The 18,600-nt window shown below is 32.1% G+C and carries 3 protein-coding genes; 2 read left to right on the plus strand and 1 reads right to left on the minus strand.

All coding sequences use genetic code 11. The annotated features are described in order from the left end of the window. Window position 1 precedes the first annotated feature (1 nt). A complete protein-coding gene (locus WAZ07_RS18780) occupies window positions 2-697 on the minus strand; it encodes a 4'-phosphopantetheinyl transferase family protein (RefSeq protein WP_336473654.1) in 696 nt (231 codons plus the stop codon). A gap of 1,146 nt (window positions 698-1,843) precedes the next feature. Between WAZ07_RS18780 and WAZ07_RS18785 the strand changes: the two genes are divergently transcribed. Then, complete coding sequence (locus WAZ07_RS18785; RefSeq protein ID WP_336473655.1) at window positions 1,844-2,827, plus strand: ACP S-malonyltransferase; 984 nt, start codon at window positions 1,844-1,846, stop codon at window positions 2,825-2,827. Window positions 2,828-3,036: 209 nt separating this feature from the next. Continuing rightward, complete coding sequence (locus WAZ07_RS18790; protein WP_336473656.1) at window positions 3,037-18,594, plus strand: amino acid adenylation domain-containing protein; 15,558 nt, start codon at window positions 3,037-3,039, stop codon at window positions 18,592-18,594. Window positions 18,595-18,600: the final 6 nt, after the last annotated feature.

Here is an 18,600-nt window from a genome sequence, read left to right on the forward strand (position 1 = left end):
GTTAAGTTCCTACTTCTTTCATTTTAAACAAATCTGTATAGTTTTTGATTATAATCTCTTTTGGAAAGTATGGATTCGTAGCACACACAGCCATATGATAGTTAGTATCAATTGGATAAGTTTTCAGAAAGACATCGGGTTGCATTTTGGGTACATCAATAGAGGCACCCTTTTTTGGATCGAATTGGACTGAAAATGAATTAAGTGGAATTGTTAATCCTTTTCCTACTTGTTTTACATAGCTTTCCTTCATAGACCACAGTTGGTAAAAGTAAGAAGTTCTTTTAGAAATATCCGTATTCATAAGATCTAAATATTCTTTTGTACTAAAAAAATGTTTTGCAATATCTAAGTCAATAGATTTTACTTTCTCAATATCGATTCCTATAGGAGCATGATCTACAGCAAGAACAACCCAACATCCAGAATGAGATATATTATAGTTAAAGGACTCTAAATTGACAGCGTATGGCTTGCCATAACTATTATTAGAAAAATGAATTTCATGGTTAGAGATTCCGAACTTTTCTTTTATAATGTGACGAACGAGTATTTCCCCAATTAAAGTCCTTTCCATATCTTCTCTAAATTTATATCTTTCTATTTTTCTCCGCGTACTTAATGAAATAATTTGCATCATACGCTGAAATTCATCATCCGAAGGTGATTTATCAATATGAACGGCATATATTTTCATTTAACCCACTCCTTTGTTGGAATTATTAAAAAAATAATAATACACTCAGCCAAGAAGAAATTAACATAGCTCCTTTTTAATAATTTATATATATTTATTTTAATTTTCTGACATAGGATTACTGCTATGCAGAATACAACATGACCGCTTCTATGCATGGCCATATGCTCCCGCCCACCTAAAAAAAGGAGGGTTTTATGTCGATTTTTTAATTTTATATATACTAACTAAATTAGTATAGAGATTTTTAGCTTTATTATATAATCCGCGTGTTAAATATTCCATAATATTCTAAATCTATAACGAGATGAGAGTAGTTGTATGAACACAACTTAGCGAAGTCCTTGCAATAATGGACTTCAGGCAAGTGATGTTTGTATGTTAAACAAGAAATTTGATACATCATTCAAAGAAATAAATTATATCATTTAGGATCATCATGAAAAGAATCAACCAATAATTATCATATGTAAAGGGATATATGATAATCATACATATAAGTGGTTGAAGAGGGGAATCTCAATTGAATAAGTCAATAAAAATTATAGACAAGGCATAAAAAAAGAGTAGTGGTCATGTTGTGTTCTGCATAACAGTGACTTCTATGCCGAAAAATTAAAATGGATTTATATATATTTTGAAAACTAGAAAAATATTTCTATAAGAATATAAATATTTTCTACGTGAATCATTTTTATAATAATTTTGTAGGAAAGTTTATTTTTAATTGAGTACAGGTGTTATTGCTTTATACAATAAGGTGTTTTTGTATGGGGATTAAGTTTATATGTTTTTTTGAATATTGATGTAGATTATATATCAGTAAACCTATATAAAAAATGCTTTTTTTATATTAGGATAGTGAGGATTTTAATAATAAAATTTTAAGGCAAATTACTACAAAAAAAGACATTGACTGGATAAAAAAACAAATATAATCTGTAAATAATTCTAAAAATTTACAATGATTTTACAAAAAAATACAAAATAGTGTGTTATTTTTATAACAGCCCTGTGGTTTTGGAAGTATTGATTGAATATTTAGATTCCAGTTATTGTCAACGTTGATTATTAAATGTCATTAAAAGAAGCCAAATTCTCAGCTTTTATTTGTATTTCAAATGTAACCAGAGAGGTGATTTATTTATGGAAATTGCTATGTTATTTCCAGGGCAGGGCTCACAGTACATAGGTATGGGGAAAGATTTGTTTGAAAACTATCGGGAAGCCCGTTTAGTCTTTGAAGAAGCCAGTGATCTTTTAGGAATGAATATTAAATCGCTATGCTTTAATGAACATGATTTGTTAACGAAAACATCCTATGCACAACCTGCTATAGTCACTGTTAGTTTAGCTGCTTATCAAGCCTTTATGAGTGAATTTGGGATTAAACCCGTTATTTTTGCAGGGCATAGTCTAGGTGAATACTCCGCCTTAATTACAAGTGGTACTTTAAAACTTGAAGATGGATTAAAGCTTGTTAAGTTAAGAGGAGAGCTAATGCAGCGAGCTTCTGAGGACAGTGATGGTAGAATGATATCAATTTCTCATTCAAAGCTAGATGATTTAAGAGGGATTTGTGACAGTTTAAAAAATGAAGGGTATTTTGCTGTGATTTCCTGTTATAACTCTACAAATCAATACACTATTTCTGGAGAGAAAAAAGCAATAGATAAAGTTATACAATCTTTACAGCATTTTAATATTAAATATACAACTTTAAAAGTTTCAGGAGCATTTCATAGTTTATTAATGCAAGAAGCAGCAAATAAACTAACTAAAACTATCAAAGCGATTGATTTTGGATCGGGATGTAATGTCATTTCAAATTTAGAAGGATTACCATATTTTTGCCCTGAAGATGTTAAAAGGGGATTAATATTACAAATTACGCATCCAGTACAATGGTGGAATACAATGAAATATATTAGAGAAAAACATATTATTAAAGCGATAGAAATGGGGCCAAGGGCGGTTTTAAAAAATTTATGGAATCAATTAAATGGCCCAAACCATGCTATTTCAATTACAAACTCAAACGATATGAATCGAGCAAAAAAATGGCTTGATGATATAGAAAGAAATAAGGATGAATCATTTAAAGCAGTTTTATCATCAACTGTTTTATAAGAGGTTGAAATAGGAAATTACATATCTAGAATTATAAATTAAATTTTATTTTTAACATAAAAAAATATATTAGAGAAGGATTTAGGGAATATATTTTATGAGGCCTTGTCATGATTAAAATCGGTATGATTATAACAAGAAGGCACTTAAAGAATATTTCCTTAATACAATGGCTATATTTGAAATATTAATTAAGGAGTGTATTTCTATTGCTAGCTAATCAAACTTTAGTAGATGTTATAGTGGGATTGAAAAATGAAAATAAAACTGGAATTACTTTTGTAGAAAATGGAAAAGAAGAAACTTTTTTATCTTATCGTGAATTGTATATGGAGTCAATGAATGTCCTAGCAAATTTACAATTAAGAGGATTAAAGCCAGGAGATGAACTCGTATTTCAAATTAATGAAAATGACCAAAGAGCTTTTTCGACAGTATATTGGGCATGTATTCTTGGGGGAATTATTGCGGTTCCTGTTACGGTAGGGAGTAATAGCATTCATAGAAAAAAATTGTTTAATATATGGAAAATAATGAACAACCCTCATATTATTACAACTCAACAAATTATAGATAAACTCTTTTTTTATACAAAAGAGTTAGATGATATTGCGATTATAAATGAAATTAATCAAAAAGCAATTCTAATTGAAGAATTTCACGATTCTACCGTAGAAGCTAGTATTAATCAGGCGAATCAGGAAGATATTGCTATGATTCAATTTTCTTCAGGTTCAACAGGTTCACCTAAAGGGGTAACATTAACACACAAAAATCTTATTTATAATACAAAGGCACTTAATGCTCGCATGGAGGTAGGTATAGAAGATAGTTTCTTAACGTGGATGCCGTTGACTCATGATATGGGGTTAATTGCTTTTCATATTGCTCCTCTTGTTGCTGGTGTAAATCAGACTTTGATGCCAACTGCACTATTTATAAGAAGACCTTTGCTTTGGATTACAAAAGCACATGATCATAAGGCGACTATTCTTTCATCTCCTAACTTTGGCTATAAATATTTTTTAGAAAGAGTAAACAAAGAAAAACTAGAGAATTTAGATTTATCTAGTGTGAAAGTGATTTTAAATGGTGCCGAACCAATCAATGCTGATCTTGTTGATGAATTTTTAAAATATCTTGAACCATACGGATTAAGGCAAGATTCAATGCATATGGGTTATGGAATGGCTGAAGCTTCGGTTGGAGTTTCAATTGGTCGTTATCACTTTGATAAGATTTATTTAAATAGGCACATTTTGCAAGTAGGTAGACAAGTTGAGGAAGTTAAGCCACAGAGTGAAGAGGGACTAGTATTTGTGAAAGAAGGATTCCCTATCAATGATTGTAAAGTACGTGTATGTGATGAAAACGAAGAAGTATTACCTGAAAATGTTTTAGGTAATTTGCAAATAAAAGGGAAAAATGTAATGAGAGGCTACTATAATAATCCAGAAGCTACAGCAGAAGTGATAACAAGTGATGGTTGGATTAGAACTGGTGATTTAGGATATATAAGTTCAGGGGAGATTGTAGTAACAGGTAGGGCGAAAGATGTCATATTTGTTAATGGACAAAATGTTTATCCGCATGATATTGAGAGAATTGCAGAAGATATTGAAGGAATTGAACTGGGAAGGGTAGTTGCTTGTGGTGTAAGGAATTCTGAAACACAAGTAGACGATATTGTGATTTTTGTTTTATATAAAAATAGTTTAGATAACTTTATACATTTAGCAAAAGAGATTCGTAGCTATATTAATGAACGTACAGGATGGAAAATTTCTGATGTAATACCAATTAGGCAAATCCCAAAGACTACTAGTGGGAAAGTACAACGTTATCAATTAGCTAAGGATTATTTAGAGAAAAAATATGAAGATATTTCTAATGATTTAAAAAAATTAATATCAAGTAATGATGAGCAATTTAAGGAAGAGACGGAGAGTAATAAGAAGATTGATATAGAAAGAATAAAACAAGTTTTTTTAAGTGTTTTGAAAATTAATGAAGTTGATGTGAACGGAAGATATTTTGAAATGGGGATATCATCTATTCAACTTGTCCAAATTGCAGAAGCAATTGAAAATGAGCTTAATATTAGTTTGGAAGTGTCTGATTTTTTTGAAAATCCGACAATTAGCTTGTTAACTAAATCAATAGAGAAATTGGAAGGCGATAGACAGAAAGAAAAGAAGGGACAAAAGGAGAAGCGTATTAAAGATGATATCGCTGTAATTGGGATGTCTGGGTTGTTTCCAAAATCGAACAATATTGAGACTTTTTGGAGAAATATTGTGGGTGGAAAAGATTGCATTGATTCCCTTTCGTCACAAAGACTTAAAGATACTCAGCATTTTATTCGTAGTTTAGGTTGGAGAACAGAAGATATTACCTTATTAGAAGGGGGATACTTAGAGGACATCGATAAGTTTGATTATTCGTTTTTTAATATGACCCCTAAAGAAGCTAGTTTGATGGATCCAAATCAAAGACTATTCTTACAAATAGCTTGGAATACGTTAGAAGATGCAGGATATGGTGGAGGAAAGCTTTCAAAAAAATCTGTAGGTACTTTTGTAGGTTTTTCTAAAAATGGATATGACTATGAACGTCTTTTATCAGAAACTAATCCGGAATCTTTAGCACAATATGCAGTTGGTAACTTAGCTTCTATTATTTCTGGCCGAATTGCTTATTTATTAGATTTTAAAGGTCCTGCGATGACAATTGACACTGCTTGTTCATCTTCTTTAGTGGCAGTTCACTCAGCTTGTCAAAGTTTGTTAAGTGGAGAGTGCGAAGTTGCTTTAGCTGGAGGAGTAAAAACAACAATTTTACCTATGGAAGTAGGAATTGGAATTGAGTCTTCAGATCAGCGAGCTCGACCTTTTGATAATGAAGCGGATGGAACAGGGCTTGGTGAAGGTGTAGGGGCTGTATTATTAAAACCACTGAAAAAGGCAATTGAAGATGGTGACCATGTGCATGCTGTAATTAAAGGAAGTGCTATTAATCAAGATGGGACGACCGTTGGAATTACAGCACCAAACTCTCAAGCTCAAGGTGATCTTATTGTCCAAGCTTGGAAAAACTCTGGAATTGATCCGAAGACTATTGGATATTTAGAAGCTCATGGAACTGGTACTTCTTTAGGTGATCCGATAGAAATTAAAGGGATTAAAAGAGCTTTTGAACAGTTTACTGATCAAAAGCAATTCTGTGCAGTTGGTTCAGTTAAAGCAAATATTGGCCATCTTTATGAGTGTGCGGGTATAGCCGGCTTAATAAAAACTATATTGTGTATGAAAAACAAGATGATACCACCATTAACTCATTTTAATAAACCAAACAAAAAAATTCATTTTGAAGATTCGCCATTATACGTTCCAACACAGCCGACAATGTGGAAAACAAGTGACCATCCACGTAGATGTGGAGTTAGTTCATTTGGATTTAGTGGAACGAATTGTCACGTAGTTTTAGAGGAGTTTATAAAAGATAAAAATGTGGACAAAAAAAATGCGGATTTAGAAAATATGTACACTTTATCTGCACACTCAGTAGCTACTTTGAAAGAAATGGCTCAAAAGCATGTTGAATATCTTCTTTTGAATACTGAGGTGTCTCTTGAGGATGTATGTTATACGTTGAATACAGGTAGAAGGCATGAGCGGTATAGATTAGCAATTATGGTAAAAAATATTGATGAACTAATAAATAAGTTGACTTCCTTTATTCAAGGAAGTGAAGATACTTATCTGTATACTAATGTATTAACTGTAGATAATGAGTCGTATGGCTTACTACAGCAAACAAATGAGCTTATAGAGAAGAGCAAAATAAATTCTAATAATAGAAAAGAGTTTATAACATATTTATGTAAGTTATATATTTTGGGGAAAGAAGTAGATTGGGAACATATATATAGTGATGGTCAGAAGAGGAGAAGAATTTCTCTTCCAGTTTATCACTTTGATCAACAGAGATGTTGGGTTGAACAAGAAAAGCAAGTAATAGTAAAAACAGAAGAGGTGCCAGATATGATATCAACTGATCGTGTTATATCCGTATTAAAAGAAATCATACAAAAAACAACTGGTTTTTCGCTGGATGAGATTAATAAAGCGAGTAATTTTTTAGAAATGGGACTCGATTCAATTATGCTTACTCAAGTGAGAAAAGAGATTATAAAAGAATTTAACATTGAAATTCCAGTTGAAAATTTCTTTGAGTCACTTACGACGTTGGATAAATTATCTATGTTCATTGCTAATTCGGGTGCAACAATAGTGAATCAATCTGAGCCACATGTGAAAATAATAGAATCAAAAACTAATAGTAAAGATATAGAAAAATCTAATAAATTAGAAGAGCCAGTTGAGCAGATGGCTAAACCACAGTTCGTTCAAAATTCAGTAATGGGAGAGATTATAAGTCAACAGATTGCAACACTTAATCAGCAACAACAAAGCATGACAAATCTTTTTAATCAGCAATTACAATATCTAGGGCTTGAGCGTACAACGGTAGAGTCTGCAGCATATGAGCAAGTTGCGACAAGTTTAGAAGTTCCAACTTCTGAAAGAAGGAATGAGGTAACTAGAAAAAAAAAAATTCTAACTAATGTAATTGAGAAGGAAAAGTCTAAGCCATTTATTCCGTATCAGCCACTTATTCTTGAAGAAGAGGGAAACTTTACACTAGAGCAAAAGGAATTTCTTAATAAATTTATCGAAAATTATACAAAACGTACAGAAAAATCAAAACAATATACTCAAAAGACTCGTTATGTACATGCTAATAATCGAAATGTTGCTGGATTTCGTTCTTATTGGAAAGAATTAAATTATCCAATTATCGCAGAGAAATCATCTGGGTCTAAAATGTGGGATTTAGATGGAAATGAATACGTTGACTTAACTATGGGGTTTGGAGTTAACTTATTTGGTCATAATCCAAAATTTATAAACCGTGAATTAATGCGAAAAATTGATACTGATTTCCCTCCATTAGGCCCTATGTCTAATACTGCCGGGAAAGCGGCGCAATTAATTAGTGAATTAACTGGTGTTGAACGCGTAGCTTTCTACAATTCAGGAACTGAGGCAGTTATGGTAGCTTTGAGATTGGCAAGGGCAAAAACGGGTCGTTCTAAGATCGTTCTGTTTGCAGGCTCGTATCATGGTACGTTTGATGGTGTACTAGCAGTTTCCGATCCGAATAGTGATGAAGGGAACGCATTGCCGATGGCTCCAGGCGTAACTGCAGGAATGATGGAAGATATAATTATTTTAAATTATAACAATCCAAAATCTCTAGATATTATTAGAGAACAAGCCCATGATATTGCAGCGGTCTTAGTTGAACCGGTCCAAAGTAGAAGACCAGACCTTCAACCAAAAGAATTTTTACAAGAGCTAAGAGATATCACACGAAATTCGGGCACAGCACTGATTTTTGACGAAATCATTACTGGTTTTAGAATTCATTTAGGCGGAGCTCAAAAGTGGTTTGATATCGAAGCGGATTTAGTAACCTACGGAAAGATAGTTGGGGGTGGCTTACCTCTTGGAATTGTTGCTGGAAAAGCTAATTTTATGGATGGAATAGACGGAGGTTTTTGGAATTTTGGTGATAAATCTTATCCGGTAAATGCTGATAAAAAGACATTTGTGGGAGGAACATTCTGTACACATCCACTCGCTATGGATGCCGCTATTCAAGTATTGGAGTATATGAAGCAACATGGAAACGAATTACAGGAGAAACTAAATCAAAGATGTGAACAGTTAATAGAAAAACTCAACCAAGTATTTAAACAAAACGAGATTCCTATTTATATGGTCAACTTTGGATCATTATTTAGATTTGTATCTTTTGGTGATATAGAACTTTTCTTTTACTTACTTCTTGATAAAGGTATATATATATGGGAAGGCAGAAACTGCTTTTTATCAATTGCCCATACTGATGATGATATAAATCGTATAATACAAGCAGTTGAAGCTACAATTAAGGAATTACAAGATATCGGTTTTTTTCCTAAGAAGAATATGAAGGAAAGCAAAAATGAACACGTTTTTGATGAAAATGCTCACAAAAAAAATAAAATTATTCCATTAACAAAAGAACAGCAGCAAATATGGTTTGCAGTTAATGCTAGAGAATCTGATTCATCTGCTTTTATAGAAACTGTTGCCTTGGAAATTAAAGGTGAAGTAAGAATAGATATTTTAAATCAAGCCTTTGAAACGATCGTCGAACGTCATGAAGCACTGCGTTCAGTTATTGATTTGAACGGTGAATATCAAGAGGTTTTATCAAGCATCGACATTCCTGTTGAATTTACAGATCTATCAAATAATAAATCGCAGTCTCAAGGTAGGGGATTAAAGAAGTGGTTTGAGGAAGAGGGGCTTGCTCCATTTGATTTTGATTGTAAAAAACCATTGTTCAGAGTGCACGTTGTAAAGCTGGACTATAATCATTATGCACTATTTGCTTCTTTTCACCACATTATCATTGATGGTTGGTCAATTGCATTAATTGTAAAAGAGTTAGAGCAGCTGTATACATCGTATTGTCGAGGAGAAAGAAATGTTTTACTATCAAGCCCGGCTCAATTTCAAGAATATAGCTCTTGGCAAAAAGAACAATTATCATCTTTATTAAGTGAAGAAGCATTATCTTATTGGGAAAATAAGTTACCTGCATCACCGATAGGATTGAACTTACCCTCTACACACGGTGGAATCATAAAGAAGAATTTTAAAGGAAAAAGGGAAAGTTTAAAAATTGGTCCAAGCTTAACAAGGAAATTGAAGGAGTTTAGCCTCCAACAAGGCAACAGTTTATTTGTAACTTTACTAGCGGTATATAAAGTGTTACTTCACCGTTTAACAGGGGAAAAAAGGTTGATTGTCGGAGTCCCAACATCAGGACAAGCACAAATGGACGAGTATTTATTAGTTGGGAACTGTGTAAATGTATTACCTATTTATACTGAAATCAGTGAGAAAGAGATCTTTACTAACTATTTATCTAAAGTGAAACAAGTTATGAAAGAAATGAATAAGTTTCAAAATTTCTCGTTTGCTAGCTTAGCAGAACAATTTGAGAATGCTGTAGTACCGGAAATTAACGCCGTTTTTAATATGGATAGACCATTAAAACAGTTATATTTTAATGAGGCAATAGTAAATGTAATTCCTTCTGTTATCCAATGTTCAAAATACGATATTTTCTTAAATGTTATGGAACAAAGTGGTGAACTGAGTTTTGACTTTGATGTAAATACGGATATTGTGACACCAGGAGTACTTTCATGTTGGAAAAACTATTTTACTAAATTAATTGAGAGTTTAATAAATGAAAGCAATGAAGAGATATCTAATATATCCCTTTTGACAAATGAAGAATTAAGAAATCGGGATAAGTTGGAAAGCGGCACTCATTTATTAGATCAATATGGAAACCCATCTTTAGTTGGTGCAGTGGGTGAACTTTATGAAGCGGATAAACATCAATCTAATAAAATGAAATCTACTGATTTACTAGGTTTATATAATGAGGATGGTAAATTCGTTCATATGGGATCTGTAAAAGAGCGCAAGTTGATTAAAGGGCATAACGTCTATTTAAGTAAGCTGCGGTCCTATTTAGAATCTAAAGAAGAAATAGAACAAGCGTATGTCATGGAATATATAGAAGACAATGAAACAGAGAAAGCAATAATAGCCTTTGTTAAAAGTCATAATAATAATAGTGATGCTGCTCATTTGAAAAAACAATTGTCAGATGAAATTACTGAATATTATGTACCTAAGGAGATAATAATTGTTGATACATTTCCTAAAAAAGCAAACGGAGATATTGATGAACGGGTGCTTGTATCATTAAGAAATAAAACAAGATCTATTGAATTTGAAATATTAACAAAGACTGAACAAGCTGTACTAGAAATCTGGAGAAATGTGTTAAAGACTCATGATATTAGTAAGGATGATAATTTCTTTAATTTAGGCGGAGGTTCTTTAGAAGCAACAACTATACTTGCGCGACTACAAGGTAAGTTTGAGAAAGAGTTGCCAATTAGTACAATTTTTAAGGCTCAGACTATAAAAGAGCTTGCTGAGTTTATAGATGATGCCAAAGAGGATATATATCAACCGATCATTCATTTAGAGGACAGGGAATATTTTGATATATCAACAGCTCAAAGACGGATGTTCATTATGAATGATATGGGTGGTGGTACAGCATATAACATCACTGGTAGATTAGATATTGATGGAGAGCTAGATGTAACGCATTTTCTAGCAGTATTAAATGAATTGTTAGAAAGACATCAATCATTTAGAACATCGTTTGAAGTTAGAGGAGATCGTATTGTTCAAACTATAGATAAGAGCATAGAATTCGATATTAAAGTGACCAATATTAATGAATCTGAATTAAATCAGGTGGTTACTGATTTTGCAAGACCATTTAATTTGAAGAAAGCTCCTTTAATTCGAGTAGAGCTATTTTGTATAAATCCAAGACAATATGTTCTAATGCTAGATATGCATCATATCATTGCTGATGGGGTTTCAATGTCAATTTTTATAGAAGAATTAATAGACTTATATACAGGTAAAGTACTACCTGTAAATAAAATAGAATATACAGATTTTGCTTATTGGCAAAACTCTAAGTTTTTTCAGGATAAAAAAGCGAAGCAAGGCGAATATTGGATAAATAAATTAAAGGATAAATGGCAACCAAATAAATTATTGCCAACTGATTTTACAAGACCAAAATTTCAAAGTTTTGAAGGAGCAGTATTAAAATATGATTTAGATTCAGAAGTTATTAATTATTTACAAGAGATAGCTAATAAAAATGGTGCAACACTATACATGGTATTTATGGCAGCGTACCATATATTATTATCTAAAATAAAAGGAGAACAAGATATTTCTTCTGGAACGGTAGCAGCTGGAAGAACACATTTGGATTTTGAACGTATTATTGGCATGTTTGTCAATACATTAGTTATTCAGAGTAATCCGAATATTGAAAAGAAATTCATGTCATACTTAAATGAAATGAAAGAAAGTTGTATTCAAGCATTTGAAAATCAAGAGTATCCATATGAAGAGTTAGTTGAGAGCTTAAGAAGAGAAATTGATTTAAGTGAGGGGCAACTTATAGATACACTTTTTGTTATGCAGAACTTTGATATGGGAGAGAAAGAAGCTAAAGGTATTACTTTTTCCCCTAGTGAAATTATTCCAAGTGTAGCACAATTTGATTTGATCTTTAGTATTGACGAGTGGAGAGGGAAGTACGCTGTAAGAGTGAATTATTCTTCAAAGTTATTTAAGGCTGAAACAATAAATAACTTAATGGAGCAGTACAAGTACTTACTTAAATCAATTGCTGTTAATAGTGAATCTACTATTGAGGAATTGCATAATAAACTGGAAATAGGAGAACAAAGTTGCATGACGATTCAATCACTTTTCCAATTACAAGTAGAGAAAAGCCCGAATCAAATTGCAGTATCATTTAATGGTCAAAATATCACGTATCAAGAATTAAATGCAAAAGCAAATCAAATTGCAAATGCTCTAACAAGTCGTGGAGTGAGTAATGAAAACGTAGTAGGTATTATACAAGAGCGTTCGATTAATAATTTAATTAGTACGTTAGGTGTGTTAAAAGCAGGCGCCGCATATTTACCTATTGATCCTAATACTCCTAAAGAGCGAATGAAACATATGCTTTCAGAAAGTAAAGCAGATTTTATCATTGTACAGGATCAATTTAAAGATATAGAAGGTTTATCTTGTAAGGTATTAAATATAGCGGATTCATCTTGGTTCAGGGAAGAAAAGACAGCTAATTTACAAGTGACTTATGAACCTAGTCACTTGGCATACGTTATCTATACTTCTGGAACTACTGGTCTACCTAAGGGGGTTTGTATAGAGCAATCAGCAATTACCAACACATTACTATGGAGAAAAGAAGAGTATGCATTTAAGAAAACGGATAAAGTAATGCCGCTTGTGTCCAGTTCTTTTGATGCATTTGTCTCAGCGTTATTTACTCCTTTATTGTCAGGTATAACAGTAATTCTACCTACTCATGATGAAATTAGAGAGCCCGTTTTAATAAAAAGACTAATTTTAAATAAAGAAGTGACGCATATAGTATGCACACCTTCGATTTATGTAACAATTTTAGAGGCCCTAACAGTTGAAGAAGCTAAATCAATACGTGCTATTACTTTAGGTGGAGAAAAAATAAGTAAACAATTATTAGAACGTAGTGAAACAAAGTTACCTCATATTGAATTAATTAATGAATATGGCCCTACAGAGTATAGTGTTATTACTACTTTTAATAGAAATATGAGTAGCAAACAGCTTAATAACATTGGGAAAGCAATTAACAATACTGATATTTTTATTTTAGATGAACACTTACAAGTTCAACCAGAAAATGTACCAGGTGAATTATGTGTAGGAGGAAAAGGACTTGCTAGAGGGTACTTAAACAATGCACAACTTACTAACGAAAAGTTCATTGCTCACCCAAGCTATAAAAAATCAAAACTTTATCGTACAGGCGATTTAGTATGTAAACAATCCGATGGGACATTTGAATATTTAGGTAGAATTGATGAACAAGTTAAGATTAGAGGACATCGCATTGAACCTTCTGAGATTGAAAGTGTAATAATGACACATGAGGCTGTTAAGGAAGCTGTAGTTCTAGCAAAGGAAAGTAGCAGTGATACAGAATTATGGGCTTATGTAGTACTTGTTCATCCTCTATCAGAGGCTGAGTTGAAGAAATATTTAATGACGAAACTACCTACGTATATGATACCAACTAATATTATTTTCCTTAGTAATATACCATTAACGCCAAATGGGAAAATAGATAAAAAATCACTTAGTCAGTTAGACATAAAATCATTAGAACAAAAAGATAAGAACTCACCATCCCATAATATTGAGGCTAAATTAGTTGAGGTATGGAAAGAAGTATTGGATATAGACCATTTAGAAAAAGACACCCATTTTCTTGAATTAGGTGGGCATTCTTTAAAGGCTACGTTACTTACGGCTAAGGTAAATCAAGAATTTGAAATAGAATTGCTTTCGAGGGAGTTATTTCAAGCGCCAACATTTAATCAATATCTAGATGTTGTATCAAAAGCACAAAAGACTAAATACCAGCCAATGGAAGTTATAGAGGAGCAGGAGTATTATCCTGTCTCTTCTTCTCAAGAAAGATTGCTTGCAGTTCAGAATATGGATGAAACTGGTTTAGCTTATAATATGTCGGCGGCACTGATTCTTGAAGGAGAAGTAGATAAAGAGCGTGTAGAGAAAGTATTTAACACTTTAGTGGAGAGACATGATGCTTTTCGCACAGAGTTTGATTATATAAATGGAGAAGCAGTTCAGAGAATATCTAAGAATATTACTTTTAAAATGGATTATTTAGAAATTGATGATGTGAACGAATTAGAACCTTTAATCCGTAAATTTATTCGTCCTTTTAATGTTAATCAGGCACCACTATTACGTGTAGAACTTATTAAATTAAAAGGCCAGTACTTGCTCAATATAGATATGCATCATCTTATTGCAGATGGTATATCGGTGGATTTAATTATTTCTGAATGGAGCCGACTATACAATGGCGAAGAATTGCCACCGTTAAGAGTACAATATAAAGATTATGTATCTTGGGCTAACGCTAAAGAACAAAATGATATGCAAGAAAAAGAAAGATATTGGTTAGATCAGTTTAAAGGCGAAATTCCAATATTGGATATGCCGACTGATTATTTGAGACCTCAAATGCAAAGTTTTGAAGGTGACACGTACAAGTTTATGTTACCAGATGATATAAAAGAAGGTTTAAAAACCTTAAGTGAGACAACTGATACAACGTTATTTATGATTATGCTAGCTGCTTATCACACCTTGCTTTCTAAGTATACCGGCCAAGAGGATATTATTGTCGGAATTCCTGCTGCTGGAAGGATGCATGAAGATACAAAAGGTATTGTTGGCTTATTTGTAAATACATTAGCTATTCGAAATTATCCAATGGCAAATAAATCTTTTCATAATTTCCTAGCGGAAGTAAAGGAAACTATCTTAGGCGCTTTAGATCATCAAGACTATGCTTTTTCAAATTTAGTCAACAAATTAGGATTAACGAGAGATCTAAGTCGTAATTTCCTGTTTGATACGATGTTCTCGTTTTTCAATACTGATTCTCAGCAATGGGATACAAAAGATTTGAGTATTAAACCGTATGAATTTAAAACAAATATCTCTAAATTTGATTTGGTTTTAAATGCAGAGCAAAAAGCTGATGACATTTATTTAGAATTTGAATACTGCACAAAATTATTTAAGTCAGAGACTATTGAACAGCTTGGACGTCACTATATTCATGTATTAAGGGAAGTAATCTTAAAAGGAAATACAGAGCTTTCACAAATAGAAATTTTGGCTAATAAAGAGAAAGCGAGTATGGATTTCAAATTTAATAATACTTTTAAAGATCGTCAGGGAAGTCAACCACTACACTACTATGTTGAAGAGCAAGTACGAAATAACCCTAAGGAGATTGCAGTAGTATTTGAAGATAAAAAATTAACTTATAAAGAACTCAATGATTATGCCAATGAACTAGCAAACTTGCTCCTAAGTAAAGGGATTAATGCATCGCATAGAGTGCCAATTATTATGAACAGGGACCTTGAAGTAGTTGTATCAATGTTAGCGGTTATGAAGATAGGTGCTTCATTTGCACCTATAGACATAAACTGGCCAATTAATCGCAAAATAGATGTTTTAAAAGAACTAGAGAGTCCAGTGGTTATCACAAATGAAAAGTTAACTAATTTTAATGGGGAACTACCATATGAATTTTATTATATCCAATTGGAAAACTTTTCAGGAGTAGATAAAAATCCTGATGTAGAAGTAGATAAAGAGGATCCTCTCTATGTCATCTTTACTTCTGGTTCAACAGGAAAGCCTAAAGGAGTAATTGTTCCGCATAGAGGTGTGATAAATCGTTTACTTTGGATGAATGATTATTATGGTATTGAATCGGCAAAAAGCGTACTTCAAACAACTGATCATATTTATGATAGTGTAGTTTGGCAAATTTTTTGGCCGTTGATGAATGGTGGTAAGACAACTCTTACAAATAAGGAAGATACTTTAAATGCTGATTACATTTGTTCAATTGTACATGAACAGAAAATTACAATGACTGATTTTGTACCATCTGTGTTCAATACGATAGTAAGTCAACTTGAAAAAAATCAGGTTATTCATGAGAAGTTAAAATCTCTTATGCAAGTCATTATTGGGGGAGAAGAAATTACACCTAAGACTGTTCAATATTTTATTAAGGTATTTCCACATGTAAAAGTTACAAATTTATATGGTCCTACGGAAGCGAGTATTGGTTGTATATTCTATGAAGTTAATGGTCATGAGGATAAAATTCCAATTGGTAAACCAATAGATAATACAAAGATTTATATTCTAGATCAATATTTAAAACGCGTACCAGTGGGTGTTCCAGGGCATTTATATATATCAGGTGAACCACTTGCAATTGGGTATTTAAATAATGAGAAAGCTACACGGGAAGCCTATATTGAAAATCCTTATGGAACAGAAGGCTATAAAAAAATGTATAAAACGGGTGATGTAGCAAAGTACTTGCCGGATGGAAATATTGCATATCTCGGAAGGTCAGATCTTCAAATTAAAATTAGAGGATATAGAATTGAATTAAATGAAATTGAATTTTATTTAGAACAATTTGAAGAAATTAACGAAGCGATTGTAACAACTCAAGAAATAAATGGTACTACGTTCTTATTTGGATATGTTGTCGGAGAGAAAAACATCGATTTAGAACAAATTCTCGAAGCGCTGGCAAAACAATTGCCTGAATATATGATTCCGACTAAATTAATGCAAATAGACAAAATCCCAATTGCTTTTAGTGGTAAAGCGAATAGAAAAGCATTGCCGAAGTTTGATTGGACGGATAGTGTAGTCTCTTATGAATCTCCTAAAAATGAGATGGAGGAATTATTGACGCAAATTTGGATAGAAGTTTTAAATATATCAGAAGTAGGGACTCATGATAACTTCTTTCATATAGGTGGAGATTCAATAAAAGGTTTGCAAATTATTTCAAAACTAAAGGCTAAGGGTTATGAATTAACGTTAAAAGACTTATTCCAAAACCCAAAGATTCAAAATCTAGCACTATACGTGAAAAAGAATGCAAGAATACCAAATCAAGGTCCTATTGAAGGAGACGTGATTCTGTCTCCGATACAAAGCAGGTTCTTTAAAGAACAGGGGAAAAGTTTGAATCACTTTAATCAATCTGTAATGTTATTTAATTCCGAAGGTTTTAATGAAGATTACATTAAACTTGTATTTGAAAAACTATTAACACATCATGATGCATTGCGAATGAAGTATGAAAATGAAAGTGGTTTATTTAAACAAACGAATACAGGTATAGATAATATTACTGTAGATTTAATTGTCAATAATTTTGAAGATTATGATAATGTCGATGAATTAATAGAATTAGAGGCAAATCAAATACAAAGTAGTTTAAACATTTTTGAAGGTCCATTGATGAAAGTGGGTTTATTTAAAACAAGTGATGGAGATCATTTATTAATTGTTATTCATCATCTTGTAATAGATGGTGTATCGTGGAGAATTATATTACAAGATTTGGAATCCCTGTATACAGGATTAATTACAGGAAATAAAATTCAATTACCACCAAAAACGGACTCATATCAAAAATGGGCAAATCACCTTTATCAATATGCTACAAGTGAAGAACTTTTAGTAGAAAAAGAATATTGGTTAAATGTTCAACAAGATCCAGCTCACTTAATTCGAAAGGATAAATATGCAGAAGATGATACTTTTGGTGTAAGTTCAAATATCGAATTTACTTTAGACAATGAATACACTAAAAAATTATTAAACGAAGCTCATCAAGTATATAACACAGAAATCAGTGATATTTTATTAACTGCATTAGGATTAAGTATGGCCGAGTGGAAAAAATCTGGACAAACATTAATTTACTTAGAAGGTCATGGGAGAGAATCCTTTATAGAAGATATTGATATTTCTAGAACAGTTGGATGGTTTACGTCTTTATATCCGGTATTACTGGATATAGATGTGGAAAAGGAACTTTCCTACCAAATAAAGCATGTGAAGGATAGTATTAAGCGTATTCCTAATAAAGGATTCGGTTACGCTGTACTGAAATATTTGAATGAGGCAGCTAAAGTAGAGCTAAACCAAAAACCAGAAGTTAGTTTTAATTACCTTGGTCAATTTGATACGGATGTAAACACAAGTTTATTTAACTATTCGAATATCCCAAGTGGTCAAGAAATTGGTAAGGATATTGTTAGATCAGTTGTTTTAGATATTAATTGTATGATTAAAGATGGGCAGTTAACGGTTGTTTTTAATTACAATACAAAAGAATTTAAAGAGAGTAATGTTCAACAACTTGTAGAGTTGTATCAGCAAAAATTAATTGAAATTATTAATCATTGTTGTAATAAGACAGCTGTAGAAAAAACACCAACAGATTTTACCTATAATCAATTATCTATTGAGGAATTAGGGAACCTTGCTAATAAATTGTCTCTAAAACTAAAATCTTAAAAAGGT

The sequence above is a fragment of the Bacillus bruguierae genome (assembly GCF_037104725.1).
Lineage (GTDB): Bacteria > Bacillota > Bacilli > Bacillales > Bacillaceae_G > Bacillus_A > Bacillus_A bruguierae.